Annotated in this window: 24 protein-coding genes and 1 riboswitch; of the genes, 22 read left to right on the top strand and 2 right to left on the bottom strand. The window is 41.4% G+C overall.

Features of this window, described 5'->3' with window-relative positions; genetic code table 11:
- Positions 1 to 257: 257 nt before the first annotated feature.
- The 15 genes from DW738_RS04055 to DW738_RS03985 all read left to right on the top strand — a co-directional run bounded on the left by DW738_RS04055 (position 258) and on the right by DW738_RS03985 (position 14128).
- Positions 258 to 686 carry a hypothetical protein gene (locus tag DW738_RS04055; protein WP_023026979.1) on the top strand — a complete coding sequence of 143 codons (429 nt, stop codon included), beginning with the start codon at positions 258 to 260 and terminating at the stop codon, positions 684 to 686.
- Positions 687 to 821: 135 nt separating this feature from the next.
- Positions 822 to 1313, top strand: a complete 492-nt coding sequence (locus DW738_RS04050) for a hypothetical protein (RefSeq protein ID WP_023026978.1) — start codon at positions 822 to 824, stop codon at positions 1311 to 1313.
- 407 nt (positions 1314 to 1720) lie between these two features.
- The gene (locus DW738_RS04045) at positions 1721 to 2170 is read left to right on the top strand and encodes a hypothetical protein (protein ID WP_123160391.1); all 450 of its coding nucleotides are present in this window, start codon (positions 1721 to 1723) and stop codon (positions 2168 to 2170) included.
- Between the two features lie 192 nt (positions 2171 to 2362).
- The gene (locus DW738_RS04040; RefSeq protein WP_123160390.1) at positions 2363 to 2938 is read left to right on the top strand and encodes a hypothetical protein; all 576 of its coding nucleotides are present in this window, start codon (positions 2363 to 2365) and stop codon (positions 2936 to 2938) included.
- Positions 2939 to 3146: 208 nt separating this feature from the next.
- The gene (metK, locus tag DW738_RS04035) at positions 3147 to 4337 is read left to right on the top strand and encodes a methionine adenosyltransferase (RefSeq protein ID WP_023023631.1); all 1191 of its coding nucleotides are present in this window, start codon (positions 3147 to 3149) and stop codon (positions 4335 to 4337) included.
- Positions 4338 to 4644: 307 nt separating this feature from the next.
- Entirely contained in the window at positions 4645 to 5079 is a 435-nt protein-coding gene (locus DW738_RS04030; RefSeq protein ID WP_123160389.1) for a CopY/TcrY family copper transport repressor, read from the top strand.
- Complete coding sequence (locus DW738_RS04025; protein WP_123160388.1) at positions 5076 to 7304, top strand: heavy metal translocating P-type ATPase; 2229 nt, start codon at positions 5076 to 5078, stop codon at positions 7302 to 7304. Before DW738_RS04030 ends, DW738_RS04025 begins: the two co-directional genes overlap by 4 nt.
- A gap of 48 nt (positions 7305 to 7352) precedes the next feature.
- A complete protein-coding gene (gene copZ, locus DW738_RS04020) occupies positions 7353 to 7559 on the top strand; it encodes a copper chaperone CopZ (protein WP_042507516.1) in 207 nt (68 codons plus the stop codon).
- Positions 7560 to 7809: 250 nt separating this feature from the next.
- The gene (locus DW738_RS04015; RefSeq protein ID WP_123159099.1) at positions 7810 to 9072 is read left to right on the top strand and encodes a UDP-N-acetylglucosamine 1-carboxyvinyltransferase; all 1263 of its coding nucleotides are present in this window, start codon (positions 7810 to 7812) and stop codon (positions 9070 to 9072) included.
- 12 nt (positions 9073 to 9084) lie between these two features.
- Positions 9085 to 9636 (top strand): GNAT family N-acetyltransferase, encoded by a 552-nt coding sequence (locus DW738_RS04010; protein WP_120701847.1) that lies wholly within the window; start codon positions 9085 to 9087, stop codon positions 9634 to 9636.
- The gene (gene spxR / locus DW738_RS04005; RefSeq protein WP_123160387.1) at positions 9629 to 10906 is read left to right on the top strand and encodes a CBS-HotDog domain-containing transcription factor SpxR; all 1278 of its coding nucleotides are present in this window, start codon (positions 9629 to 9631) and stop codon (positions 10904 to 10906) included. The genes DW738_RS04010 and spxR overlap by 8 nt, the downstream gene beginning before the upstream one ends.
- Positions 10907 to 10923: 17 nt before the next feature.
- Positions 10924 to 11784, top strand: a complete 861-nt coding sequence (locus DW738_RS04000; protein WP_117744377.1) for a methionyl aminopeptidase — start codon at positions 10924 to 10926, stop codon at positions 11782 to 11784.
- 87 nt (positions 11785 to 11871) lie between these two features.
- Positions 11872 to 12840, top strand: coding sequence for a YihY/virulence factor BrkB family protein (locus tag DW738_RS03995; RefSeq protein WP_123159101.1), 969 nt, complete (start codon positions 11872 to 11874; stop codon positions 12838 to 12840).
- A 119-nt stretch (positions 12841 to 12959) separates the two neighbouring features.
- Complete coding sequence (locus DW738_RS03990; RefSeq protein WP_123159102.1) at positions 12960 to 13424, top strand: MarR family transcriptional regulator; 465 nt, start codon at positions 12960 to 12962, stop codon at positions 13422 to 13424.
- The gene (locus tag DW738_RS03985) at positions 13421 to 14128 is read left to right on the top strand and encodes a phenylalanine--tRNA ligase beta subunit-related protein (protein ID WP_123159103.1); all 708 of its coding nucleotides are present in this window, start codon (positions 13421 to 13423) and stop codon (positions 14126 to 14128) included. The genes DW738_RS03990 and DW738_RS03985 overlap by 4 nt, the downstream gene beginning before the upstream one ends.
- A 202-nt stretch (positions 14129 to 14330) precedes the next feature.
- Here DW738_RS03985 and DW738_RS03975 read toward each other — a convergent pair whose 3' ends face one another.
- Positions 14331 to 14768 (bottom strand): GtrA family protein, encoded by a 438-nt coding sequence (locus DW738_RS03975; RefSeq protein ID WP_123160386.1) that lies wholly within the window; start codon positions 14766 to 14768, stop codon positions 14331 to 14333.
- A gap of 28 nt (positions 14769 to 14796) precedes the next feature.
- Positions 14797 to 14933: riboswitch (PreQ1 riboswitch) on the top strand.
- Here DW738_RS03975 and DW738_RS03970 point away from each other — a divergent pair.
- From DW738_RS03970 to pulA, 4 genes are all read left to right on the top strand, one after another.
- Positions 14931 to 15440, top strand: coding sequence for a QueT transporter family protein (locus DW738_RS03970; RefSeq protein WP_006596069.1), 510 nt, complete (start codon positions 14931 to 14933; stop codon positions 15438 to 15440). Its footprint overlaps the riboswitch before it by 3 nt.
- 289 nt (positions 15441 to 15729) lie before the next feature.
- The gene (gene ligA / locus DW738_RS03960) at positions 15730 to 17688 is read left to right on the top strand and encodes an NAD-dependent DNA ligase LigA (protein WP_117744373.1); all 1959 of its coding nucleotides are present in this window, start codon (positions 15730 to 15732) and stop codon (positions 17686 to 17688) included.
- A gap of 8 nt (positions 17689 to 17696) precedes the next feature.
- Complete coding sequence (locus DW738_RS03955; protein ID WP_123160385.1) at positions 17697 to 18665, top strand: diacylglycerol kinase family lipid kinase; 969 nt, start codon at positions 17697 to 17699, stop codon at positions 18663 to 18665.
- A gap of 68 nt (positions 18666 to 18733) precedes the next feature.
- Positions 18734 to 21031 (top strand): type I pullulanase, encoded by a 2298-nt coding sequence (gene pulA, locus DW738_RS03950; protein ID WP_123160384.1) that lies wholly within the window; start codon positions 18734 to 18736, stop codon positions 21029 to 21031.
- 333 nt (positions 21032 to 21364) lie between these two features.
- Here pulA and DW738_RS03945 read toward each other — a convergent pair whose 3' ends face one another.
- Positions 21365 to 23554 (bottom strand): LTA synthase family protein, encoded by a 2190-nt coding sequence (locus DW738_RS03945; protein WP_123160383.1) that lies wholly within the window; start codon positions 23552 to 23554, stop codon positions 21365 to 21367.
- Positions 23555 to 23797: 243 nt separating this feature from the next.
- Here DW738_RS03945 and DW738_RS03940 point away from each other — a divergent pair, with 243 nt between their 5' ends.
- Genes DW738_RS03940 through aroE form a run of 3 tightly spaced genes read left to right on the top strand, consistent with a single transcriptional unit; the run spans position 23798 to position 26500 of the window.
- On the top strand, positions 23798 to 24961 hold the full coding sequence (locus tag DW738_RS03940) for a class I SAM-dependent rRNA methyltransferase (protein ID WP_023023601.1): 1164 nt from the start codon (positions 23798 to 23800) through the stop codon (positions 24959 to 24961).
- Positions 24958 to 25635, top strand: a complete 678-nt coding sequence (gene aroD / locus DW738_RS03935) for a type I 3-dehydroquinate dehydratase (protein WP_023023600.1) — start codon at positions 24958 to 24960, stop codon at positions 25633 to 25635. Before DW738_RS03940 ends, aroD begins: the two co-directional genes overlap by 4 nt.
- A complete protein-coding gene (gene aroE / locus DW738_RS03930) occupies positions 25625 to 26500 on the top strand; it encodes a shikimate dehydrogenase (RefSeq protein ID WP_123160382.1) in 876 nt (291 codons plus the stop codon). The genes aroD and aroE overlap by 11 nt, the downstream gene beginning before the upstream one ends.
- The last annotated feature ends 31 nt before the right edge of the window (positions 26501 to 26531 follow it).

Here is a 26531-nt window from a genome sequence, read left to right as displayed (position 1 = left end):
GATTGTGATGACATGTCAAATTTGCTACCAAATTATCTTGCTTGTTTAGGGTTTTGGTGCTCTTTATCAAGTAGTCATACTCTTATCCGGACAGCCTGAAAATGGAGAGAATCTCCCTGTCATCGTGCTGTCATTGCTTTTGCTTCTTTTATGGCTGACATTTCAAGTCATCTTAACAGTAAGTATCATGAAAAGAATGATGAAATCATGTATAATGGTGTTAAAAGAAAATATAAAAAAGAAGGGTAGGGAAAGCTATGACAGACCAAGAGAAACATTTTGAAGAAAATAAAGAACATAGCAGTATAAGTGAAGATGGTTTTACTTCTGCATCTATTCAGAATCATCCAACAAAAATCGGATTTACATCCATTCTTCTTTCAGCGGCCTTTTACTTATCCATTATCTATCTTGTATTGTTTATCTATTACTTTAATATCGCGGTACTTTTCATGTTGATTTTTCTATCACCAAACTTCTTAGGTGTTGCTATTGGTGCCATTTTACTTCGACTAGGGATGAAGAGAAGAAACAAAAACTTGCTCTATACAAGTTTCGTACTTTATCTGCTGTCTATCATCTTGGGTATTGATCTAGACTTGGAATTTTTTCGAATTGCACAGTTACTGCTAGTTATTCTGGTTTTAATTGGAAACCTCTTAGTTGAAGACGAAAATAGCTATTAATGAAAAGATAGGGATGGACAACTCTACTCAATAAAAAGTATTCGGGCCGATCCAAGCTATAATTAAATCAATTCTTCCTGTCGATTTTTGAGTGCTATTCTTTGAAAGAATAAGGAAGTACTTTAGGAGAAAGTTATGACAGATCAACAAAATTCTGAATCAAACCAAGAGCACCAAAGTGTGCCTGAGGGGGCTGTTCTGCCCCCCATGGTGGGGGAAGAGCAGAATCCCCAAAATAATAAAGATAAAGAGGCATCTGTTTTAGGAGATAGTCTCCTTACTAACAATGAGATGAAGCCAGAAAAAAGAGTCGGAAGTACTCTAGTACTATCTATTGCACTTGTTTTGGCAACTATATACCTAGGATGGTCTCTACTCGGCGCAATCGTACTTATAGAATGGACAATTATGCAACAGCTCCATTTTCTCTGTATTATCATTGCGACCCTCCTGCTTTGGATCGGAAAAACGATGGGGAATAGAACAACTCTCTATACATCCGCAGTTTTTTATTTTGTTTCGATGATTCCAACGTATGACCCAGCTGGGGGATTATTTTTCCTTATGCCTCTTATAATAGCTGTAGTGGTTTTTTTCGGAACTGTAATGTTTGAAAATGGAGAGTAATTATAGAAGATAGGGCGAAAAATCCTATCTTTTTTATATAGCGAGAAAACATAGAGAAAGCGATTACAAATTGTGGTATAATGAGAGGTAATAAATCAATTTATACTTTACTTTGAAAGTGGAGTGAAATAAATGGTATCAGGGCTCATTTATTTTATAACCTTTCTTTATATTTCGACTGTTTGGATAGCAGGTAGGGAAAAGGGATCGTGTACGATTATGTTCTTCAATTATTAAAGAAAACACCTGGTATCCAATCGTTCCGTTGGCTTCTTTGAGCGTCACTATCCTGCATATGCTAGATCGGATTCCTCTTGTCTTACGGTTAATGAAAAAAAGATGGAATTGTGTATAATTGATTTAAGAGAAAACATAAATAAAGTAATAAGAAAAGGTAGGAGAATGCTATGGAAAATCAGCAGAATAATTTTGAAGAAACGAAAGATACGATTAGGATAAGTGGAGATGGTTTTTATTCGGCACCTATCCAGAATTATCCAACAAAAATCAAATTTACTTCCATTCTTCTTTCAGTCGCCTTTTACTTATCCATTATCTATCTTGTATTGTTTATCTCTTACTTTGCACTTTCGGGTAATGCTTGGGGACTTTTCATTTTGATTTTTCTAGGACCAAACTTATTAAGTATCGCTATTGGGGCCATCTTTCTTAGAATAGGGATGGAGAAAGGAAATAAGGCGCTACTCTATACGAGTTTCCTACTTTATATGCTCTCGATTATTTTGGCATATGATCCAGACTGGGGAGTTTACCGAATTGCACCGATAGTTTTAGGTATTCTTGTTTTAATAGGAACACTCCTAGCGAAAGAAGATAAAGAAGTATTGAGATATTAAGAAGGGGGAACTCTTTTAAATAAGTATTGCTTGCTCAATGATCTTATCGAGTTAAGAATTTCTGCCAAGTTGTATATTTTTGAAGTATCAATAGATGCATGGAAGAATTCAGTGAATATCATTTAGAAAATCGTTTATTCCAGTTTTTTTAAAAAAAAGTAAAATATTATAGAAAAATGTTAGGAGAAAATTATGACAGATCAAGATTCACAATATCAATCAAACCAAGAGCATAATAATGTGACTGAAGGTACTGTTCAGCCACCAATGACGGAACAAAGCCTAGAAAATCCTGTTCAGCCACCAATGACGGAACAAGGTTTAGAAAATTCTGTTCAGCCACCAATGGAGGATCAAGGCCTAGAAAATCCTGCTCAGCCACAAATGGGAGATCAAGCCCCAGAAAATCCTGTTCAGCCACCAATGGCGGATCAAGCCCCAGAAAATTCTGTTCCTAATAGGGGCCTTCTAACTCTTGTATTTTTCGTAAACATGGGCTTACTGATGCTTTTTATAGGTAGTGCTTTGATAGCAGGAGGATGGGCGATTGTCTTTTTGTTCTTTTTGGGCTATTACCTTACTTGTTATATTGCTGCGACAGTCTTACTTGGTATTGGAACAAAAACGGCTAATAAGACGATGCTATTTGTTTCAGTAGCTCTCTATTTTGCCTCCATACTTTTTGCTGGTGATCCAGCTTGGTTAGCTATTCAAATTCCATCTATGATTTCAACTGTCCTAGTATTAATAGGGACCTTGCTACTGTAAGGATTAGAGCTAAATTATTGTTACACTAAAAAAGATATAGTTTCAAACTATATCTTTTTCTTTTGATAAAAAAAGGATACTGGTGCAAAATCGTGTTATAATAGTTAAGTTATATGGTCCCGATAAGGTGGTAGGATTGTTTCTGAATACTCTTCCTACCAGTTCTTTGTAACTCTATAACGAATATTTTTTAAGGGGGGACATTTTTATGTCAGAACGTAAATTATTCACGTCTGAATCGGTATCTGAGGGGCATCCAGATAAGATTGCAGACCAAATTTCAGATGCTATCTTGGATGCTATTTTAGAGCAAGATCCAGAAGCCCACGTTGCTGCTGAAACAGCTGTTTATACTGGTTCAGTACATGTTTTCGGTGAAATTTCGACAACTGCTTATGTAGACATTAACCGTGTGGTACGTGATACAATCGCAGAAATTGGCTATACCAATACAGAATATGGATTCTCAGCGGAAACTGTAGGAGTACACCCATCATTGGTAGAACAATCTCCTGATATCGCCCAAGGGGTTAATGAAGCCTTGGAAGTTCGTGGAAATGCCGATCAAGATCCACTTGACTTGATCGGAGCTGGAGACCAAGGTCTCATGTTTGGTTTTGCGGTGGATGAAACTGAAGAACTCATGCCGTTGCCAATTTCCTTGAGCCATAAGTTGGTCCGTCGTTTGGCTGAACTTCGTAAGTCTGGTGAGATTAGCTATCTTCGTCCAGATGCTAAATCTCAAGTTACGGTTGAATATGATGAGAATGACCAGCCAGTGCGCGTGGATACAGTCGTTATTTCAACCCAACACGATCCAGAAGTCACCAATGAACAAATCCATGAAGATGTGATTAACAAGGTGATCAAGGAAGTGATTCCTGCTTCTTATCTGGATGATGAAACGAAGTTCTTTATCAATCCAACAGGTCGTTTCGTTATCGGGGGGCCTCAAGGAGACTCAGGTTTGACGGGGCGTAAGATCATCGTGGATACCTATGGTGGTTATTCACGTCACGGTGGTGGTGCTTTCTCTGGTAAGGATGCGACTAAGGTAGACCGCTCTGCTTCTTATGCAGCTCGCTACATTGCCAAGAATATTGTAGCTGCAGGTCTTGCTAAGAAAGCAGAAGTGCAATTGGCTTATGCGATTGGGGTGGCTCATCCTGTATCTGTGCGTATCGATACCTTTGGTACTAGTACGGTAGCTGAAAGCAAGTTGGAACAAGCAGCGCGTCAAATTTTTGACCTTCGTCCTGCAGGAATTATCCAAATGCTGGACCTCAAACGTCCGATTTACCGTCAAACAGCAGCATATGGCCATATGGGACGGACGGATATTGATCTTCCATGGGAACGCTTGGATAAGGTAGAAGCCTTGAAAGAAGCAGTTAAGTAAGTAGATAGAAAGAGAGAGTGGGACAGAAATCGGTCATTTGTTAGAATTCGATTTCGTCGTCCCACCTCCGCGTAGTTGAGTAGGGCTTTAAAAGCTGATGAAATCAGCGTAGTAGAGCCCACTCAACCACTGCGTCTTGCTCTACAATGCAAAGAAAATTGAAAAGCTGGGACTTTTGTCCCAGCCTCTTTTTTGTAAAATAAATCTACAAATGTAAACAAAAGTATTGACAAGAAAAATAGGAAGTGTATAATAAAACTACAAATGTAAACCATCCATCCATGATAGGAGATAGAAAGGAAAATGAATGGCTAAGATTTCAAGTGCTGAATGGGAAGTCATGAGAGTCCTTTGGACCAAGGGAGAAACGACTTCTACAGAAATAACTAAGATTCTTTCCACCAAGCAGGACTGGTCCGCATCAACGGTAAAAACCCTCTTGGGGCGCTTAGCTGATAAAGGCTATCTGACGAGCCGAAGAGAAGGTCGAACCTATCTGTATCAGGCTGTCCTCAATGAAGAAGAGGCCAATTTAACAGCTGTCTATGAAGTTTTAAGTAAGATCTGCTTGACCAAGCATAGTCAATTATTGGGGCAACTGATCCAGCAAACACCTATGACAGAGGAGCATATCAAGGACTTGCAAGAGATCCTCGCGTCCAAAGAAAGCGTGGAGCGGGTTCAATGTGATTGCCAACCAGGGCAATGTCATTGTGCCAGTCATGTGGAGGAAAATCAATGAAAGAAGAAACTTTTGTCGTCAATGGGATGACTTGTGCATCCTGTGTGATCAATGTGGAGAAAGCTGTCAACCATCTGGAAGGTGTTGAAAAAGCGACAGTAAACCTGACCACTGAAAAGATGACAGTGGAATACGCTGGAGAACCACTGAGTTCAGAGATGATTTCAAAAGCGGTAGCGGATGCTGGCTATGAGGCAGTACTTTACAATCCAGATACAGCTAAGAGTCAAGAGGAACGGGAAGGAGACAAGCTACAATTAATCCGAAACCGGCTCCTTTGGTCTTCCATCTTCACCCTGCCACTCTTTTATCTAGCAATGGGTCCCATGATTGGCCTGCCTGTACCTGCTTTTGTCTCACCTGCTCGAGCACCCGTAGCTTACACCCTTGTTCTTTTGGCCTTGACCATCCCCGTGATGGTCTTCGGACGAGTTTTTTATCGAAATGGTTTCCGGACTCTTCTAAAAGGTCATCCCAATATGGATGCCTTGGTAGCTTTGGCTACCAGCGCAGCCTTTCTTTATAGTCTCTATGGAACTTATCATATCTTGCTTGGTCATCATCATCATGTTCACCAGCTTTACTTTGAGTCTGTAGCCGTGATTTTGACCTTGATTACGCTAGGTAAATATTTTGAAACTCTGTCCAAAGGACGTACTTCTCAAGCCATTAAAAAACTCATGCATCTGGCTGCCAAGGAGGCGACGGTCTTACGGGATGGAAAAGAAGTGAAATTGCCTGTAGAAGACTTGGTCATTGGAGATCACATTCTGGTCAAACCAGGTGAAAAAATAGCCGTGGATGGTCAAGTGGTTTCCGGACAATCAGCCATTGATGAAAGCATGCTGACGGGTGAATCGATCCCAATCCAAAAAACTGAAGGGAGCCCAGTTTACGCTGGCTCCATCAATGGTCAAGGAAGCTTGGTCTATCAGGCTGAGAAAGTTGGTCGCGATACTTTACTAGCACAAATCATTCAGCTGGTGGAAGATGCCCAACAAACCAAAGCACCGATTGCCAAGATTGCCGATCGAGTGGCCGGAGTCTTTGTTCCTGTAGTCATGGTGATTGCCCTCTTATCTGGACTGTTTTGGTATTTCATCATGGGCGAAACCTTTACCTTTGCTATGACGGTAACGATCAGTGTCTTGGTAATTGCCTGTCCATGTGCTCTAGGTTTGGCGACTCCAACCGCTATCATGGTAGGTACTGGATTAGGAGCAGAGCATGGGATCCTCTACAAGAGAGGGGACGTCCTTGAGTTAGCTCATCAAGCACAAGTAGTGGTCTTCGATAAAACAGGGACCATCACTCAAGGAAAACCTCAGTTGTCCTCATCCTATCTCTATAGTCAAACGAAGGATGCCTTACAAATCCTGGCATCTCTGGAAGCTAAGTCCGAGCACCCGCTGGGACAGGCTATTCTGGATGCTGCAAAAGAAGCGCCTGTGGACTTATTAGAGATGGAAAACTTCTCCAGTCTAACAGGAAGGGGCCTCACTGCTAGATATGCAGGGAAGGTTTATCTAGCTGGGAATCAAACTCTAATGGAAGAGGAAGGAATCGATGTTCGTCTTGCCAAGGCTGACTTGGAAGTCTTAACCCAGGATGGACAAACCCCGATTTTCTTAGCTGAAGATGGGCAATTAATGGCTCTATTTGGGGTAGCAGACCGCATCAAGGAAGATAGTTTAGAAATGGTTGCTAGTCTTGAAAAAATGGGCAAGAAGGTGATCATGCTAACTGGGGATAATGAACGAACTGCTCAAGCGATTGCCAAGAAGGCTGGAATCCGGCAGGTCATCAGTCAAGTCCTTCCTCAAGAAAAATCACGAGTGATCCAAGAATTGCAAGCAGAAGGCAAGTCTGTGATCATGGTGGGGGATGGGATCAACGATGCACCAGCCCTTGCAACTGCAGATATCGGGATTGCCATGGGGTCTGGAACAGATATTGCCATGGAAAGTGCAGATATCGTAGTTATGAAACCCCAATTGATGGATGTAGTCCGAGCCTTGGAAATTAGTCGCTACACGATTCAAACGATTAAGGAAAACTTGTTCTGGGCCTTTATCTACAATGTATTAGCTATTCCGGTGGCGATGGGCCTTCTCTATCTCTTTGGTGGTCCCCTCTTAAATCCTATGCTAGCAGGTCTAGCCATGAGTTTTAGCTCAGTATCCGTCGTCGTCAATGCTCTAAGATTAAAGCGAAAAAAATTGTAAAATCTAGGAGAAAAAATGATCTCCTTATGCGAAAGAAAGGACAAAAATATGTCAAAAACATATGAAATTACTGGAATGAAATGCCAAGGTTGTGCCAATGCTGTCACTGAAAAATTATCCGCAGTAAAAGGTGTAGAAGAAGTAAGAGTAGATTTAGAGAAGAATCAAGTAACCATTGAAGGGAAACCTTGGAAATGGTCCTTGAGCCGAGCTCTAAAAGACAGTAAATATGAACTAGGAAATGAAGTAAAATAAGCTCAAAAAAGGTGGTCTGAAAAGAACTGCCTTTTTTGATAAAATACACATACAGCGAATGAGTATATAGCATAGATAAACTAGGTAAGGAACCGAAAATATAAAAAAATAGTAAAAGATATAGCTTAAGTTTTCAAGGATTGCATCGACTGATCAAAAGATAAGAATGAGTGGAAAATGAAGCGTTTTTATGATATAATAGATGCGGTAATTTTTTACTGAATGATTGAAAGAGCTTATATAAATTAACATGAAAAAAATTATAATTAATGGTGGTCGCCCATTAAAAGGTGAGGTGACCATTAGTGGTGCAAAAAATAGCGTGGTGGCCCTTATTCCAGCTACTATTTTAGCAGACGAAATTGTGACACTTGATGGTGTTCCAGATATTTCAGATGTGGCTAGCTTGATTGACATTATGACTCTGATGGGAGCAAAAGTGGAGCGAGATGGGGAGACCCTTGTCATTGATCCACGTGGTGTGCAAGATATGCCAATGCCATTTGGAAAGATCAATAGTCTTCGTGCTTCTTACTATTTCTATGGAAGTCTTTTGGGACGTTATGGCCAGGCAACTGTAGGTCTACCAGGGGGATGTGACTTAGGTCCGCGTCCAATTGATCTACATTTGAAAGCCTTTGAAGCGATGGGGGCTAAAATGACCATGGATGGTTCTAGTATGAACCTTTCTACTAATGGGAAGCGTCTTCGTGGGGCAGTCATCTATATGGATACGGTTAGTGTTGGCGCAACGATTAATACCATCCTAGCTGCTGTCAAAGCGGAAGGTCGTACTGTTATTGAGAATGCCGCTCGCGAACCTGAGATCATTGATGTCGTAACCCTTCTTAATAATATGGGTGCTCACATCCGGGGAGCTGGTACAGATATCATTACGATTGAAGGAGTAGACTATCTCCGCGGGACGCGCCACCAAGTAATTCCAGATCGCATCGAAGCAGGGACTTATATCGCTCTTGCTGCAGCTGTGGGAGAAGGAATTCAAATTACGAATGTTCTCTATGAACACCTGGAAAGCTTTATTGCCAAGCTAGAAGAAATGGGAGTTCGCATGACCATTTCTGAGGATAGTGTTTTTGTTGAAAAGCAAGAAAATCTAAAAGCTGTTCACATTAAAACCTCTCCTTACCCTGGATTTGCAACTGATTTACAGCAACCCTTGACCCCTTTGCTCTTGACAGCTAATGGAAAGGGAAGCATTATAGATACTATTTATCAAAAGCGGGTCAACCATGTGGCTGAACTGATGCGGATGGGGGCTAGGATTGAAACAGTTGGTGATCGCATTGTCTACCAAGGACCAAATCAATTAACGGGTGCTCCAGTTAAAGCGACAGACCTTCGTGCAGGAGCTGCCTTGGTGATTGCAGGCTTGATGGCACAGGGGAGAACAGAGATTACCAATATTGAGTTTATCCTTCGTGGCTATTCGCACATCATTGAAAAATTGCAACAATTGGGCGCTGACATCAAGTTAATTGATGAAGCATAACGAACGATTTTTATGAACATTTGGACGCAACTAGCAGCATATTCATGTTTTGAAACAGAGCGCCTCTTCTTGAGGCCCTTTCTATATAGTGATGCAGCTGACTTTTACAAGATATCCTCCAATCCAGATAATTTGCCTTTTATTTTCCCGGCACAAACTTCTCTAGAGGAATGCCAGTATGTCTTGGCTAATTATTTTTTAAAGAATCCTCTGGGAATATGGGCGATTTGTGATAAGGAAACCGGTCATGTGATTGGATCGATTAAATTTGAAAAATTGGATGAAATTAAGAAAGAAGCAGAACTTGGTTATTTCTTACACAAGGATTATTGGGGCAAAGGCCTCATGACAGAGGTTGTAAAAGAAATTACCTTCTTGTCCTTCCAGGAATTTCATCTCAAACAAGTCCGAATTATTACCCATGTTGAAAATTTAGCCAGCCAACAGGTTGCTTTACATGCCGGTTATACGTTAAAACGACAATTCAAGGGAAGCGACCGCTATACGCGAAAGATGCGGGATTATTACGAGTTCTGCATAGATAGAGGAGATCTCAATGAGTAAACACCAAGCGATCTTAGATTATTTGGAGAAACTACCAATTGGCAAGCGTGTCAGTGTGAGAAGTATCTCGAACTATTTACAGGTAAGTGATGGGACCGCCTATCGGGCCATTAAAGAAGCCGAAAATCGTGGAATTGTTGAAACGAGACCTCGTAGTGGGACTGTTCGTGTTAAGTCCAAAAAGGCTGTCCTGGAACATCTGACTTTTCGAGAGATTGTAGAAATAACCGGTTCGGAAGTCTTGGCAGGTAAAGAAGGACTGGAACGAGAGTTCAATAAGTTTTATATCGGTGCCATGACAGAAGAGCATATTTTAGATTATGTCTCTGAAGGTGGGCTCCTCATTGTTGGAGACCGGACCAATATCCAACGTCTGGCCCTCAAGCACGACAATGCTGTTCTTGTAACTGGTGGTTTCGATGTCGATCCTTCTATTTTAGAACTAGGTAACAGTGGTCAAACTCCTATCTTACGTACCAAGCATGATACTTATACTGTGGCGACCATGATCAATCGCGCTCTCGCCAACATGCAAATCAAAACAGACATTTTAACGGTTGAACAAGTCTATTCACCTATGCATGAATATGGTTTTTTACGGGAAACAGATACCGTACGTGACTATCTAGATTTGGTAAGAAAGAGCCGTTTTAGTCGCTTTCCTGTCGTTAATCAACACCAAATGGTTGTTGGAGTGGTGACTATGCGGGATGCCGGCGATAAGGCACCCCAGACAACTCTGGACAAGGTCATGTCACGTACCGTCTTTACGACAAACCTTTCTTCTAGTATCGCCAATGTCAGTCAACGCATGATTGCAGAAGACTTTGAGATGATCCCTGTTATTCGGAGCAATCAGACCTTGTTAGGTGTCATTACCCGTCGTGCAGTCATGGACCGGATGAGTAAGGAACAATTGTCTGGATTACCAACCTTTAGTGAACAAATCAGTCAAAAAGTGGTTCTGCAAGCCAATCATTTTGAACTGACGGTTGAACCAAGTATGTTAGAAAAAAGTGGCGTTCTCTCGAATGGCGTTCTCACTGAAGTTTTAACAACGGTCACTCGCCAGCTCATGATGAATTCTGGAAAAAATTTAATTATCGAACAGCTGTTGGTCTATTATCTTCAAGCTGTTCAAGTGGACGATACCTTGCGGATTGAAACGCGTATTGTTCGCCAAACAAGACGATCGGCTATTATAGATTTTGATTTGTATTTGAATCTGCAGTTGGTCACGAAAGCTACCGTTACTTTGAAAATTAATTAGAATGGATGTAGGAATAGATGATTACATTGAAATCACAGCGTGAAATCGAAGCCATGGACCGTGCAGGAGACTTTCTTGCCAGTATTCATATTGGCCTTCGGGATTTGATCAAACCAGGTCTTGATCTTTGGGAAGTAGAAGAGTATGTTCGACGTCGCTGTAAAGAAGCCAATGTCTTGCCCCTCCAGATCGGTGTGGAAGGAAGTCTGATGGACTATCCCTATGCAACTTGTTGTGGGATCAATGATGAAGTAGCTCATGCCTTTCCTCGCCACTATCTGTTAAAAGAAGGTGACCTCTTAAAGGTGGATATGGTCTTATCAGAGCCATTAGATAAGTCTGTTGTTGATGTTTCAAAACTAGACTTTGATAATGTAGCTCAGGTGAAAAAGTATACTGAAAACTATTCTGGTGGTTTGGCGGATTCTTGTTGGGCTTATGCAGTTGGGAATGTATCCCAAGAAGTAAAAGATCTCATGGATGTCACCAAGGAATGTCTCTACAAGGGGATTGAGCAAGCAGTTGTCGGAAACCGCCTAGGTGATATCGGAGCAGCTATTCAAGAATATGCTGAAAGCAAAGGATACGGAGTGGTCCGTGACTTGGTCGGTCATGGAGTCGGTCCGACAATGCATGAGGAACCAATGGTTCCCCACTATGGACGTGCAGGACGCGGGTTGCGCTTACGTGAGGGGATGGTTTTGACCATTGAACCAATGATTAATACTGGAACTTGGGAAATCGATACCGATATGAAGACAGGTTGGGCCCACAAAACTCTTGACGGTGGTCTTTCTTGTCAGTACGAACATCAGTTTGTGATTACGAAAGATGGTCCTGTTATTTTGACCAGTCAAGGCGAAGAAGGAACCTATTAAAAAAAGTAGAGAGGAAAGAATGGAGCTGAATAGATAAAACGGTTTCGCTCTTTTCTCTTTTTATGAGTTTGTTAGGGAGGGGAAGATATGAAAAAGTTTCTAAAATGGCTAGGCGAACGACCGTTTATTAAGGGATTCCTACGCTTTTATATGGCCTCTGAATCGGATATCACTAGTATAGCAGTAGCCTATTATTTATTGATTTCGATTCTCCCTTTATTGTTGATTGCAGCCAATATCCTCCCTTACTTTCAGATTCGTCCGACTCAGATTTTGCTGACCTTGCGTGAAGTCTTACCTCCTTCCATGTACCGCATTGTTTTGCAAGTGATTTCATCAGTGCTTACCAAGCCGTCTACTGGTTTGCTGAGTTTCTCCATCATTTCTGCTTTATGGGTCTCTTCACAGTGTATCGCTTACCTGCAAAGAGCCTTCAATAAAAGTTATGGAGTGGAGAAGGAGAGGGGGATTATCTGGGCGAGAATTTTCAGTATCTTGATTAGTTTTGCTCTACAAGGTCTGTTCGGTCTATCTCTCGTTTTGACTATGTTTGGCCGTATGATTATTCGTACCGTCTATCAGATTTTCAAGTTTGACGAAAGTCTCTACCTTCGTCTCCTAAATATTTCCGGTCCTTCAGTTTACGTCCTTCTCTTTTTGACCTTGCTCTTGCTCTACTACACCCTACCCAATATCAAAATTCCTAAGTTTCGCTATGTTTTTCCAGGAGCCATCTTTGTGACAGCAGTCCTTTATTTGACCTTGAATATTTTCTGGAAATATGTCGATCGCTATATCACGAGTTTCTTAGATGCTCGTTTCTTCGGGTCTGTCCTTTTAGCAGTTATTATGTTCTGGTTTATCTTGGTAGCCAAGGTGTTGATTGTTGGATGTATCTTAAATGCTAGTATTCAGTATGCAATTGAAGCACGATTCGAGACAAAAGACGGGGATGTGGTGGCCAAGTATAAGTCAGGTCAAGTAGCTTTTCACCAAAAGGAAGCTTCACTCAAGCGTCGTTTTCATCTTAAAAATTTGAGAAAAAATCAAGAATAATCTTAAAGAAATAAAATAGGAAAAAGCCGGTTTTCATCCGGCTTTTTGTTATTTTTGAATTGTTTATTGCAAATGCAACAAAAATACGATAAACTCCATTTAAAGGAAAGGAGGAGCAAATGAAGGTTTTAAGAGAGATTGGCATCATAGCCCGCGCCTTAGATTCGATTGCTAATATTGAGTTCCGAGATTTGGAGCTAGCAAGAGGCCAATACCTGTATTTGGTACGGATTGGGGAGCACCCAGGGATTATTCAAGAGGAGTTATCCGATTTATTAAAAGTGGACCGTTCAACAGTAGCTCGCTCTGTCAAAAAATTAGCGGATAAAGGATTTATCCGAGAATTAAACGATCATTCAAATCAAAAGATAAAAAAATGGATCCTAACGGAACAGGGACAAGCGCTTTATCCTTTCATACTTGCTGAGCATGCTTATTCTGAGAAGACTGCCTTAAAAGGTTTTTCACAAGCAGAAATTCTTCAATTAGAAAAATGGCTGGCAAAAATGAGTGAAAACGTCGCAGCGGATTGGGAGCTAGTGAAAAAAGGCCAAAAAAGAAATTATAGTGAGGAAAAGAAATGAAAGTTACAATAGATCAAGAGTTTTGGGATTTGTTTCCCCAAGCACAAGTAGTGGTAATGACTGTAGAAGGAATCGACAATCATGTCGACGAGGGCAAGGATCCCTATTTTAAGGATCTACTCGACAAGGGAGTGGCTCGATCAAAGGTCTTCATTGATGATGAACAATTCACTGCTAGCCCAGTCGTTCAGGAATGGCGTCAGGCTTTTAGCAAATTTAAGACCAAAAAAGGTGCCCGTTCTTCCATTGAAGCCTTATTGAAACGTGTTTCGCAAGGACGGGAGTTTTATCCCATTAATCCTTTAGTGGATTTGTATAATAGTGTATCTCTTGCCTATGCTATCCCATGTGGTGGTGAAGATATGGAAAAGTTAGCAGGAGGCTTATCTTTAGGAAAAGCAAAGGGGGGAGAGACATTCTTCCCATTAGGAGCTGAGGAAGATGCTCCAGCTTTGCCGGAAGAGATCATCTATTATGACCAAGAAGGAGCTGTTTGCCGGTGTTTAAATTGGCGGGAAGCTAAAAGGACGATGCTGACAGAAGAAACTCGTCAGGCTATTCTTGTTATGGAAGCAGTGACTGAAGAGCAAGCGAACCGTGCCAAAGAGGCGATGGACGAATTAAAAGGCTTAGTCAAGGACTATTTTGGTGTAGAAGGAAAGATTTCTTATTTAAGCGCCCAAACATCTAGTTTAGAAGTATAAAAAAATGAGAGTGAGACAGAAATCGGTCATTCGTTAGAATTCGATTTCGTCGTCCCACCTCCGCACAGTTGAGTATGGCTGTAAAAGCTGATGAAATCAGCGTAGTAGAGCCCACTCAACCACTGCGTCTTGCTCGACAATCTAAAGACAATTGAGAGGCTAGGACTTTTGTCCCAGCCTCATTTTGGTTTTTTCACGGAAGTTACTTCTTATTTCGGAAGACAAAAAGTTTACTGAAGACATAGTTTAAAATGACAATCATAACTTGGGCAGCAAATGTTTCGATAGTATTGATAGCCGTGCGATTCATATTGACAAACTGACCAATGATTTGCGGATACTGGGTCACAAAGATGGTAGTCATCAGGAGATCCAGAACGAGGGTGCCCATCCGAGCGAAAGAGAAGACAATTAATCGCTTAAACCAGCCTTTTCTTTCTTGTTTAAAGACAATAGTATCGTTGGTAGCAAAGGCAAAGAGAATCCCTGCAATGTTTCCAATCAAGGTAGCTAGTTGTTCCTGGTCTGTCAGTTGGAAGACAATCAGCCGGGTGGCAACAGAAACAATCGTTGTAGCAACACCAAAGATCAGGTAGGCTAAAATTTCATTATTAAAGATTCGATTGACTAGTTTTTTCATACAATTAGTCTATCATAATTCCCTTATTTGTGCTATACTTATAAAGTTGGTTTGTCGAATGCAAATCTATCAGATGAGATTCATTGGCAAAGATCAACCCTTGGTGCTTAGCTTCTTTCACCAAGCATATTAGACGCGGAAAAACCGCTAAAGGAGAAAACGATGAAAAACTATACTGTTCGTGACTTGGCACAGATTGCTCTAGTTGCAGCTCTCTATGTGGCCTTGACCATTACTCCCCCATTGAATGCCATCGGAAGCAATGAGATCCAATTCCGTGTTTCTGAAATGCTCAATTTCATGGCTTTCTACAATCGGAAATACATTTGGTCGGTGACAATTGGCTGTATGATTTCTAACTTCCTGAGTTATGGGATTGTCGACGTGGTCGTTGGTGGTGGATCTACTTTGGTCTTCGTCACACTTGGAGTATACCTCTTTAAACGTTACGAAAAGACAGATCTCTTTAATGGATGGATTCGCAAGGATCATTTCTTATTCTCAATTTTCTTTGCCCTCTCTATGTTTACGATTGCCTTAGAATTGCATATCTTGAACAAAACACCATTCTTCTTGAATTGGTTGACAACTGGTTTGGGTGAATTTGCTTCCCTGATTGTCGGAGCTATTTTGATTAAAAAGATTGCCCAACGTATTGATTTGACTCAATAGTCTACTAGAGAGTGGAACAGAAATCGGTAATTCGTTAGAATTCGATTTCGTCGTCCCACCTCCGCACAGTTGAGTAGGGCTGTTAAAGCTGATGAAATCGGCGTAGTAGAGCCCAGTCAACCACTGCGTCTTGCTCGATAATCCAAAGATAATTGAGAGGCTAGGACTTTTGTCCTAGCTCTTTTTTTGTTGCCATTGCCGAATCCGATTCATTCAAATAATAGATATTTTTCGCTAATGGAGTAGTCAGAAAGGCCCCAGTAAAGCGTTTTTATGGTAAAATAGGGATATGGAAACCAGAATAAAAGAGCTAGTGACACTCCTGAATCACTATGCAGAAGAATATTATACAAAAGATGCTCCGTCCGTATCGGATTATGAGTACGATCAACTTTATCGGGAATTAGTCGCCTTAGAGGAAGCCCATCCGGAGTTGGTCCAGCCCAATAGCCCAACCCATCGGGTCGGAGGAACTATTCTTAAAGGGTTTGAAAAATACCAGCATACCTACCCGCTTTATAGCTTGCAGGACGCCTTTTCTTATGATGAATTAGTGGCCTTTGATCAACGGGTTCGCAAGGAATTCCCTGCTGTCACCTATGTATGTGAATTAAAAATTGATGGCCTGTCTATTTCACTTTCTTATGTTGATGGAGTTCTTGAAACGGGTGCTACACGTGGGGATGGGAGTATTGGAGAAAATATCACAGAGAACCTTAAGCGAGTTCGTGATATTCCTCTAGTCTTGCCAGAACCTCTTACATTAACAGTTCGCGGAGAATGTTATATGCCCCGTGCATCTTTTGATGCTGTCAACTTGTCTCGCCAAGAAAATGGGGAAGCAGAGTTTGCGAATCCTCGAAATGCGGCAGCCGGTACTCTTAGACAGTTGGATACGAAGATTGTTGCGGAGCGAAAACTCGCGACCTTCCTCTACCAGGAAGCTAGTCCAACTGACCAAACGAGTCAAGAGAAGGTGTTAGCCAAGTTAGATCGACTCGGTTTTGTCGTCAATCCGCATCACAAGACAGCGACTAGTATCGAGCAAGTCTGGGACTATATTCAAGAAGTGGCTGCGATGCGTGACCAGCTTCCTTATGATATCGATGGGGTCGTGATTAAAGTGAATGACCTGGCTGTCCAAGAAGAACTTGGCTTTACTGTCAAGGCTCCCAAATGGGCAGTGGCTTACAAGTTCCCAGCTGAGGAGAAGGAAGCAAAACTCTTGTCAGTTGATTGGACTGTTGGTCGGACAGGAGTTGTGACACCAACTGCTAATTTGACTCCCGTTCAACTAGCAGGGACGACTGTCAGTCGGGCTACTCTCCATAATGTAGATTACATTGCTGAGAAAGATATTCGCAAAGACGATACCGTCATTGTCTATAAAGCAGGGGATATTATTCCAGCTGTTCTACGGGTTGTTATGGATAAGCGCGTATCAGAAGAAAAATTAGAGATTCCCAGTCACTGTCCAAGTTGTCAGAGTGAGCTCCTTCATTTTGAGGATGAAGTGGCCTTGCGTTGTATCAACCCCCGTTGTCCTGCTCAAATAAAGGAAGGGCTCGCTCACTTTGCCAGCCGGGATGCCATGAATATAACAGGGTTGGGGCCAGCTGTGGTGGAAAAACTGTTTGCCAAAGAACTGGTACAGGATGTGGCAGGTATTTACCGGCTGACGGTTGAGGATCTTTTACAATTAGAAGGTTTTAAAGAAAAATCTGCCCAGAAGTTAGTAGATGCTATTCAAGCATCTAAGGGGAATTCTGCTGAAAAACTATTGTTTGGACTGGGAATTCGTCATGTAGGAAGTAAGGCCAGCCAGCTCTTGCTCCAAGAGTTTCATTCCATTCCAGCTTTAGCAGAAGCAGAGGTTGAAACGATTGCAGCGATAGACAGTTTAGGAATGGTCGTTGCAGAAAGTCTCCAGCGTTATTTTGCTCAGGAAGGCTCTCGGCTTCTTTTAGAAGAGCTTAAGGATGCTGGGGTAAACTTAGAGTACCTAGGACAAAAGGTTGCAGCAGACGCACCATTGTCCGGTAAAACAGTCGTCTTAACAGGTAAACTGGAACGTCTGACACGTTCTGAAGCTAAGGCTAAATTAGAAGCCTTAGGGGCTAAAGTCACAGGCTCCGTGTCCAAGAAAACTGACCTGTTGGTTGCAGGTAGCGATGCGGGAAGTAAATTAAGCAAAGCGCAGGAATTATCGATTGAAATACAGGATGAAGCCTGGCTTGAGAGTTTATAGAGGCATGTATGGAAAATAAGATTAAAAAAGCACGAGTGATATATAATCCGACCTCTGGTCAGGAAATCATTAAAAAGAACATCGCAGAAGTCTTAGATGTGTTAGAGGATGTCGGCTATGAAACAAGTGCCTATCAGACCACTCCAGAGCCCTTATCAGCCCAATTAGAAGCAGAACGGGCTGCTAAGGCAGGATTTGATTTGATCATTGCCGCTGGGGGAGATGGAACCATTAATGAGGTAGTTAACGGGGTTGCTAGTCTCGAACACCGTCCAAAAATGGCTTTTATCCCTACGGGAACAACCAATGATTACGCGCGTGCTCTGAAGATTCCAATGGGAGATCCTGTAGCTGCTGCAAGGATTATTGAAAAGAACCAAACCATCCAAATGGACATTGGACGGGCATACGGAAGTAAATATTTTATCAATATTGCTGCTGCAGGGACCTTGTCTGAATTGACCTTTAGTGTACCGAGTGAGGTGAAGTCGCGTTATGGCTACTTTGCTTATGTGGCTGAAGGGGTGAAGAAGTTCCCCAAAAATAAAACCCGCAAGGTGCGGATTGAACACGATAATGGGGTCTATGTTGGACCAGTTTCTCTTGTTTTCGTGGCTTTGACCAATTCAATCGGTGGCTTTGAAAGTGTAGCACCAGATGCTAAATTGGATGATGGTAATTTCACTTTGATTTTAGTGAAAACCGCTAAATTATTTGATATGTTGTCTTTAATTATGCAAGCCGTCAATGGTGGAAAACATGTCAAGGATTCAAATATTGAATACCTCAAAACCTCTAAATTGAAGATTGAAGTTTTGGATAAGAAAGAAGAGTTCAAGATCAATTTAGATGGTGAATACGGTGGAGATACACCAGTGGAACTGGAAGTCTTCCATAATCACTTAGAATTTTTTGCCAACATCGATGAAATTAATGACGATGCCTTGTTCCATTCGGAATATAAATCAGAAGAATAATGGAGAATCGTTGCTGAGAGTGGGCAATGTTCGTTTCTTCTTAGTTAGGAAATAGGAAATACAATAAGATGCATCAGTATCAAGTTAAAATCCACTACCATCATCCCGTAGGCGATTATTTTGCCCGTGATATGTGGAAGTGGCATGAAGGAGTTTGGGGAGAGGAAGTGTCCTTCTCCAAGCTCGATTATTTTGGAGTTGAGGGACTCTTAGTTTATGACTGTGAGACGCCTCAACGGTTTGGCCATGTCATCATCAAAGAAGGAAACTGGATCAGTCAGTCAGACGAATACCATATTGAGCTTTTGCCTGAAGGGCATGTGAGAGAAGTCTGGTTGATTCAGGGAGATGAGACCGTTTATTATTCCTTGCAGGCTGCTATGACGAGTCATGAATACAGCCGTCGGAAGCCACATGCTTTTGATATGGCGACTCATCACCAGGAATTTGATGCCAAGTGGGGTTATCAAGGATGGTTGGGCTATCGCCAACAGGATGATGATTACCGCTTTAAACTTTGGGCGCCTACTGCCAATAAAGTAGACCTCCTCATCTATGATTCTGTCGCTAATGACAGCAAGGTTTGGAAGATTGTCCCAATGGTTCGTGGCCAGCGTGAATCTAGTGACCATGTTCGAAATAACTGTGGTGTCTGGTATGCCGATGTCATGGGGAACCTCAGTGGACTAGCCTATCAGTACAAGGTTTATTTTGATTACCATACAGAGATTGCGCGTGATCCTTATACGATCGCTACCAGTGAAAATGGGAAAAAATCAGCCATTCTTTCCCATCATGATTGCATCTTCCCTGCCTTTCAAACAGAAGCGTATGAAAAGGCTGACTGGCGATTGGATAATCCCTGTCAGGCGGTTGTCTATGAAATGCATATCCGGGATTTGACTATTTCTCCAACTTCCGGTGTGGACGAAGCCTATCGAGGAACCTACCGAGGGGCTCACCAGACTGGGACTAAGAACGCCCAGGGTGATGCCACAGCCTTTGACTATATCAAGGAATTAGGGGTTAATGTGGTGCAACTGCAACCAGTCACCGACCGCTATAAGACTTATGATGAAGAAGGCAATGTCCTCTACAACTGGGGATACGATGTGCAGAATTATTCAGCACCTGAGACTTGGTATTCGACCAAACCTCACGATCCTAAGATCACCATGCGCGAATTAAAAGAAATGATCCACGCCTACCATGAAGCAGGGATCTCGGTGGTTATGGATGTCGTTTATAATCATATCTATTCGACAGAAGATGGTGCCTTTCAAAAAACTGTTCCTGATTATTATTACCGGATGAATCCAGATGGATCCTTCCAAAATGGTACAGGAGTCGGGAATGAGACAGCCAGTGAGCATGAGATGTATCGCAAGTTCATGATTGATTCCTTGACATATTGGGTAAATGAATATAAGATTGACGGTTTCCGCTTTGACTTGATGGGCATTCACGATGTGGATACGATGAATGAAATCCGTGAAGTCATGGATGCTATTGATCCACGGATCCTCCTCTATGGAGAAGGTTGGGATATGGGGACAGGCTTGGCTCCAGAAGATAAGGCCAAGAAGGACAATGCTTATCAAATGGCCCAAGTCGGTTTCTTTAATGATACCTCTCGAGATGCCATTAAGGGGGCTGAGGTCTTTGGCTCTGTCAAACGTGGCTATGTTAGTCGGAAGTCTACAGAAGACATCATTGCGCGGTCCGTTCTGGGTAGTGCAGAGTTGGGATCCTTCCTAACTCCAAGTCAGGTTCTCAACTATGTTGAGGCCCATGATAATTACAACCTTTACGATTTACTTTCTTATGTCCATCCAAATGATTCCAAAGAACAAATTAAGAAGCAGGTAGAAGTAGCTACTGCTATGAACCTCCTCTTCCAAGGGATGGCCTTTATGCAAGTTGGCCAAGAGTTTCTACGAACCAAGTTGGTTGCAACTGGGCCGGATGGCGAAGTAACTGCTCAAGATAGGGAACGGGCCATGAATTCTTACAATGCCCCAGATGCCGTTAACCAAGTCGATTGGAATCTGGTGTCTGTCAACAAGGATACGATTGACTATATTCGCCAAATCATTCATTTGAAGAAGACTTTACCTGCCTTGTCACTTGAGTCTTATGAGGAAATTTACCAACATGTCTTTGTGCATACAGCGGATATGGGTAGTGGTGTCGTTGTCTTTGAATTAAATTGGGATAAACACTATTATGTTATCTTTAACACCAGTGGACTTCCATTCTATCTCCAGAACGCAGATCATCTTGAGCTTCTTGTTGGAAATAGTCGGAATAAACGACCATTCTATGTTGAGAATTTAACAGCTTCCGTTTTCGAATGGAAGAAATAAAATAAAAAAATAAGATTGGGAAATCCCAATCTTATTTCAAATTGAAGATAAAGCCATCTTAAAAACTTTCCTTAGGCGAGTACGGAGGTTAGGTGAAATTATCCAGTGGATAATTTCAGCAATCCAGGAAGTTCCAAGACTTAGTTTTGAACCTAAAGTTTCAAAACTCCCGAGTGCTTGAAACATGTGTTTCAAGCACTTTTCTCACAGCGGAAAGTTTTAGATTTGCTTTAATGATCCAAATTAATAGAAGTTGTTTTTGAAAAACAATCCAGATACCTTAAGTAAAAATAGTTTGTCTACATTTAAAAATAAGATTAGGAAACCCTAATCTTATTTTTTCTCTGATGAAGATGAACTTGAACTACTTGAGCTAGAATCTTCACTCGATGATGAAGAAGAACTGAACTGTTCAGGATGGAGTTCCTTGTAGCTAGGTGCCTTGAAGAGATCAACCGTTGACTGATTGCCTTTTTGGCTATAGAGACTGGTCGATGCATCTCCTTTTTCTTTTTCGATTTTCTTCAATGCTTTCATCGAGTTATTGTAAGAGAAATCATCTGGGTTAACTTTCCCAAGATTATTACCAGTATAGAACCGTAAGAGGTCTCCGGTTTGGATACTATCACTAATCTTGAGTTGTAGATTGGCTGCCTCACGGATCTTATCGAGTTGCTCTTTCGTTGTTTCGTCTGGATTGGTGATTTCTTCACCAGTCTTGGTGTAATAGGTCCGGCCACTGTAACTTGTATACTCAGGGGTCACAAAGTAGTTAGATGAACGGAAAGCAACGATTTGACTATGATCTGGAGATAATAAGTCTTGTCCAACTTGAAGGAAGTTCTTAGAATCAATTCCTAACAAGTGTTCCAATGTTGGAAGCATATCAATCTCTCCACCGTAGGTCTCAATGACTTTCCCCTTGTCCATACCTGGAATCACCACCATATACGGTACGCGCTGCAACATGGCATTGTCATAGCTAGACCAAGTCTCCGAGTTCTTATCGAGCAAAGGAGCTAGGGCTGGATTTCGAGAATTAGAAATACCGTAGTGATCTCCATAGAGGACAATGATTGAGTTCTCGTAGAGTCCAGAGGCTTTCAAATAGTCAAAGAAGGCTTTGATAGAAGAATCTAAGTAATTGGCTGTTGCAAAATAGCCATTAATCGTTTCATCTTGCGTTTCTGCAAGAGGGAAGCCGATTTCGTCACCAATCAGACTTGTCGTATAAGGATAGTGGTTGGAAACCGTAATGAACTTGGTGTAAAACGGTTGTTGCATGTGTTCCAAGTACTTGATGGAATCCTTCAACATGATCTTGTCATTGAGTCCATATTGGAAGGAGTTGGTATCATCTTGCTTGGTAAAGTATGAGGCATCAAAGAAGTAATGGTAGCCCCATTGTTTGTAAGCTGTATTACGGTTCCAGAAGCTTCCGGCATTTCCGTGGAAAACAGCACTGGATTGGTAGCCATTCTTAGAAAGAATAAAAGGAGCTGCTTGCTGGGTATTTGTCCCCCCGTAGTTTACCATAAAGGAACCTTGGTTCAAGCCGAACAAGCCCGTCTCAATCATGGTCTCTGCATCCGATGTTTTACCAGCTTTTACCTGGTTGAAGATATTAGCAAATGCAAAGGTTTCATTTGAATGGTAAAGTGAGTTGATAAAAGGGGTTACTTCGTATTCTTTGCCATCGACCTTCAATTTATAATCGATCAAGAATTGTTGGAAACTTTCCAAGTGGATATAGATGACATTTCGTCCCTTAGCTAGACCAAAGGTTTCAGGATTTGGTTGAGCATAGTGACTAGCAACATACTCTTCAACTGGCTTCAAGTCTACTTCAGAGGCTTTTGAGCGTTCTTTATTTGCCATGTAAGTCTGGTTGGCACTGTAACCTAAGAAGGCTGGTAAGCCAAGCGCACGGACTACATAATAATTTGAGAATCCACGCGTTAACAACTCCGGACGGTCAATCTCTGCCAAGAAAAGGTTGGCAGAGAAGAGCATAGCAGAGAGAGAAGTAACTGCAAAACTTGCCCGTTTATTAAATGGACGGGGATCTAGTTTGACCAATTTTTTAAAAAAGAGGAAAGCTAGAATTGGAAAGTCTAGAATATAGATGATGTCCCAAGGTCGGAACAATTCTAAGGCTGCTGCCCCAAGACCAGCGGATACCTTACTAGAGGCTAGCATGGTATTGACAGTTACGAAATCTGTAAACTCACGATAATAAATCGAATTGGATATCAACCAGATAAATAAAATGACATAGATGCTAAAAGATAGCAAATAGAAGAGTTTGGTTCTCTTAATATAAAAAGCGAGACCGATGAATAAGAGACTTAACGGTATCGGGTTAATGATTGCAAGAAAAACCTGATAGAAGCCTTGAATATCTAGATTAAAGTCTACTGTATAGGCCCACATGGTTTTAAACCAATAAAGCAACAGTAGGGTAAAGACAAATCCTAGTCTGGTACTCATAGCATCGAGTATCGTTTTGGTAATTTTTTTCACAAAAATATACTTCCTTGCCTTATTTCCTAAAAATTTTCTTACAACAGTATACCATAATTTAGATCGTTTTGAAAATAAAGCAAGCAGATAATGAGGGATAGAAAGTCTAAGTTTGAGATTTGTAATCTATTACTAAACAAAAAGAGCAAGAATGTTTAAAACGATGGAGATCACTTTGTTATTAATCGTATTTTTAAGGAAGAGACTTTGTGAAATTTTGAAAATTTTGATACAATAGAGAGTATGAAAAAGCTGACAATTAACCGACAAATTGAGAAGAAAATCCATAAAGGTTATAAGATTTTAGAGAAGGTTGACTTTGGGCAGCTCCCCTTTGACAATGAGGTTGTCGAACTGGTTACAGCTTCGGGCCACTTTGTTGGGACAGGTTACCTTTCCGAGCAAAACAAGGGGCTTGGTTGGGTCATCTCTCCGAAGAAAATCACCTTGGATCAAGCTTACTTTTGTCACTTATTTGCTGAAGCTAAGTCTAAACGTCTCTCCTATTATCAGTCGGAATTGGATACTGCTTTTAGAATTTTTAATCAAGAAGGCGATGGATTTGGAGGCTTAACCATTGATCTCTATGAAGATTATGCCGTCTTTTCCATATACAATGCCTTTGTCTATCAAATCAGAGACTTGATCGTTGCAGCTTTTCAAGAAGTTTTTCCTGAAGTCTTGGGAGGATATGAAAAAATCCGTTTTAAGGATCCCGGTTATGAGTCAGCTCATCTATTTGGTCAAGAAGCTCCAGAGACCTTCTGTATTTTGGAAAATGGAGTTCGTTACCAAGTTTTTCTGAATGATGGCTTGATGACAGGAATCTTCTTGGACCAACATGAAGTGCGCGCTAGTTTAGTAGATGGTTTAGCAACAGGCAAAACCTTGCTCAATATGTTTTCCTATACGGCGGCTTTTTCAGTGGCAGCTGCTATGGGAGGAGCACTGGAGACGACCTCTGTGGATCTCGCCAAGCGTAGTCGGGAACTATCTGAAGCTCATTTTTTGGCAAATGGTCTAGAATTAGACCAGCACCGCTTTATTGTCATGGACGTTTTTGATTATTATAAGTATGCCAAGCGTCATGGTTTGACCTATGATGTGATTGTTTTAGATCCGCCGAGTTTTGCTCGCAATAAGAAGCGTACCTTCTCAGTTGCGAAGGATTATCACAAACTAATTGAGCAGTCCCTAGAGATTTTAAATCCAAAAGGTATTTTGATTGCTAGTACCAACGCTGCGAATGTCAGTCGAGACAAATTTAAAAAAGAAATTGAAAAGGGCTTTAAAGGCCATAAACATCGCTATATCAGTGAGGTAGGACTTCCAGCTGATTTTCGATACAATGAAAAGGAAGAAAGTAGTAATTACTTGAAAGTTTTTACAATTAAGGTGGATCAATGAAATTAGTTGTTTCTGTAATGCCAAGAAATTTTGAAGAAGCACAGGCCATTGATGCCAGTCGGTATCAGGAAGCAGATGTCATTGAATGGCGTGCGGATTATTTGGATAAAAATGATATCTTACAAGTTGCGCCTGCCATCTTTGAAAAATTTGCCGGTCGTGAGATTGTATTTACCCTGCGGACACGGGAGCAGGGAGGAGAAATTGAACTTTCTGGTGAAGAGTACGTAGCCATTATCCATGATATCAATAACATCTATCATCCGGATTATGTCGATTTTGAGTACTTTGGTCACCAGGCCGAGTTTAATCAGATGATGGATTATTCCAATCTTTGCTTAAGCTACCACAATTTCCAGGAAACCCCTGAAAACATGATGGAAATTATGTCGGAATTAACCAGCTTTACACCGAAATTGGTAAAGGTCTCTGTGATGGCTCATACTGAGCGGGATGTTCTCGACTTGATGAACTATACACGTGGCTTTAAAACTCTAAATCCAGAACAAGAGTTCGTTACAATTTCTATGGGGAAAATTGGCCGAATTTCTCGCATTGCTGCCGATTTAACTGGTTCTGTTTGGTCCTATGCTAGTGTTGGAGAGGAAAGTGCACCAGGTCAAATCAGTTTGGCAAGCATGCACAAGATTCGGGAGATCTTAGATGAGGATTGATGGCTATACGCGAATGGCGGCCGTCATTGCTAAGCCCATTCGTCATAGTATCTCGCCCTTTATTCACAATCATGCTTACCAACTAACCGCCACCAATGCGGTCTACCTTGCTTGGGAAGTGGCAGAAGAACAAGTTGAACAAAGTCTTCAACAGTTACGAGTACTGGATATGTTGGGCGCCAATATTTCCATGCCCTATAAGAAAAAAGTCCTACCCTACTTAGATCAGGTGGATGAAAGTGCCCAACTCATCGGTTCGGTCAATACAATTGTTCAGAAGGATGGTTGCTTAACAGGATACAATACCGATGGACTTGGTTTTTTAAAGAGTCTACCCAAGACTTTTTCTATAAAGGATAAGAAACTTGTCCTTTTGGGAGCAGGCGGGGCAGCAACTGCCATTATCCTAGAAGCTATTCGACAAGGAGTGGCAGAGATACATTTATTTGTTCGCCCAGAAAGTTTAGCCAAGTATCAGGCTACCTTCTCTCCACTATCTGAAGCTCTCTCTTTTTCAATTGTCCTCCATGACTTATCCCGTCGGGATCAGTTAAATGCAACGATAGAGGGGACCGATTTATTGATCAATGCTACAGGAATAGGAATGGACGGGTCTTCTCTCCCTATTCCGAAAGACTTTATCTTTCCTAAAGGTTGTCTAGTGGCTGATTTAGCTTATTTTCCTGCCAAGACACCATTTCTTCAATTAGCAGAAGAACAAGGGGCAAAAACCTTAAATGGCTTGGGAATGCTCTTCCAACAAGCTGCCGTTGCCTTCGAACTGATGACGGATAAAACTTTCCCGGAAGAGGAAGTCTGGCAAGCTTTGAAATTGGAATACCCAGATTATGTATTAGAAAAATGATGGAAGAAAACAGAAAAACTTAATCAAGTAT

Origin of the sequence: Streptococcus sp. AM28-20, assembly GCF_003603595.1 — a bacterium.
Lineage (GTDB): Bacteria > Bacillota > Bacilli > Lactobacillales > Streptococcaceae > Streptococcus > Streptococcus ilei.
This window is presented reverse-complemented; position numbering and strand designations above follow the sequence as displayed.

What these genes read in the sequence shown, in the direction of transcription:
- DW738_RS03995 (WP_123159101.1), top strand. Translation starts at nt 11,872, where the DNA reads ATGAAAAAGTTTCTAAAATGGCTAGGCGAACGACCGTTTATTAAGGGA.
- DW738_RS03975 (WP_123160386.1), bottom strand. Translation starts at nt 14,768, where the DNA reads ATGAAAAAACTAGTCAATCGAATCTTTAATAATGAAATTTTAGCCTAC.
- DW738_RS03985 (WP_123159103.1), top strand. Translation starts at nt 13,421, where the DNA reads ATGAAAGTTACAATAGATCAAGAGTTTTGGGATTTGTTTCCCCAAGCA.
- DW738_RS04055 (WP_023026979.1), top strand. Translation starts at nt 258, where the DNA reads ATGACAGACCAAGAGAAACATTTTGAAGAAAATAAAGAACATAGCAGT.
- spxR (WP_123160387.1), top strand. Translation starts at nt 9,629, where the DNA reads ATGAGTAAACACCAAGCGATCTTAGATTATTTGGAGAAACTACCAATT.
- pulA (WP_123160384.1), top strand. Translation starts at nt 18,734, where the DNA reads ATGCATCAGTATCAAGTTAAAATCCACTACCATCATCCCGTAGGCGAT.
- DW738_RS04030 (WP_123160389.1), top strand. Translation starts at nt 4,645, where the DNA reads ATGGCTAAGATTTCAAGTGCTGAATGGGAAGTCATGAGAGTCCTTTGG.
- DW738_RS04040 (WP_123160390.1), top strand. Translation starts at nt 2,363, where the DNA reads ATGACAGATCAAGATTCACAATATCAATCAAACCAAGAGCATAATAAT.
- DW738_RS03940 (WP_023023601.1), top strand. Translation starts at nt 23,798, where the DNA reads ATGAAAAAGCTGACAATTAACCGACAAATTGAGAAGAAAATCCATAAA.
- DW738_RS04045 (WP_123160391.1), top strand. Translation starts at nt 1,721, where the DNA reads ATGGAAAATCAGCAGAATAATTTTGAAGAAACGAAAGATACGATTAGG.
- DW738_RS03970 (WP_006596069.1), top strand. Translation starts at nt 14,931, where the DNA reads ATGAAAAACTATACTGTTCGTGACTTGGCACAGATTGCTCTAGTTGCA.
- copZ (WP_042507516.1), top strand. Translation starts at nt 7,353, where the DNA reads ATGTCAAAAACATATGAAATTACTGGAATGAAATGCCAAGGTTGTGCC.
- aroE (WP_123160382.1), top strand. Translation starts at nt 25,625, where the DNA reads ATGAGGATTGATGGCTATACGCGAATGGCGGCCGTCATTGCTAAGCCC.
- DW738_RS04015 (WP_123159099.1), top strand. Translation starts at nt 7,810, where the DNA reads ATGAAAAAAATTATAATTAATGGTGGTCGCCCATTAAAAGGTGAGGTG.
- DW738_RS04000 (WP_117744377.1), top strand. Translation starts at nt 10,924, where the DNA reads ATGATTACATTGAAATCACAGCGTGAAATCGAAGCCATGGACCGTGCA.
- DW738_RS03990 (WP_123159102.1), top strand. Translation starts at nt 12,960, where the DNA reads ATGAAGGTTTTAAGAGAGATTGGCATCATAGCCCGCGCCTTAGATTCG.
- metK (WP_023023631.1), top strand. Translation starts at nt 3,147, where the DNA reads ATGTCAGAACGTAAATTATTCACGTCTGAATCGGTATCTGAGGGGCAT.
- DW738_RS04025 (WP_123160388.1), top strand. Translation starts at nt 5,076, where the DNA reads ATGAAAGAAGAAACTTTTGTCGTCAATGGGATGACTTGTGCATCCTGT.
- ligA (WP_117744373.1), top strand. Translation starts at nt 15,730, where the DNA reads ATGGAAACCAGAATAAAAGAGCTAGTGACACTCCTGAATCACTATGCA.
- DW738_RS03955 (WP_123160385.1), top strand. Translation starts at nt 17,697, where the DNA reads ATGGAAAATAAGATTAAAAAAGCACGAGTGATATATAATCCGACCTCT.
- DW738_RS04050 (WP_023026978.1), top strand. Translation starts at nt 822, where the DNA reads ATGACAGATCAACAAAATTCTGAATCAAACCAAGAGCACCAAAGTGTG.
- DW738_RS04010 (WP_120701847.1), top strand. Translation starts at nt 9,085, where the DNA reads ATGAACATTTGGACGCAACTAGCAGCATATTCATGTTTTGAAACAGAG.
- aroD (WP_023023600.1), top strand. Translation starts at nt 24,958, where the DNA reads ATGAAATTAGTTGTTTCTGTAATGCCAAGAAATTTTGAAGAAGCACAG.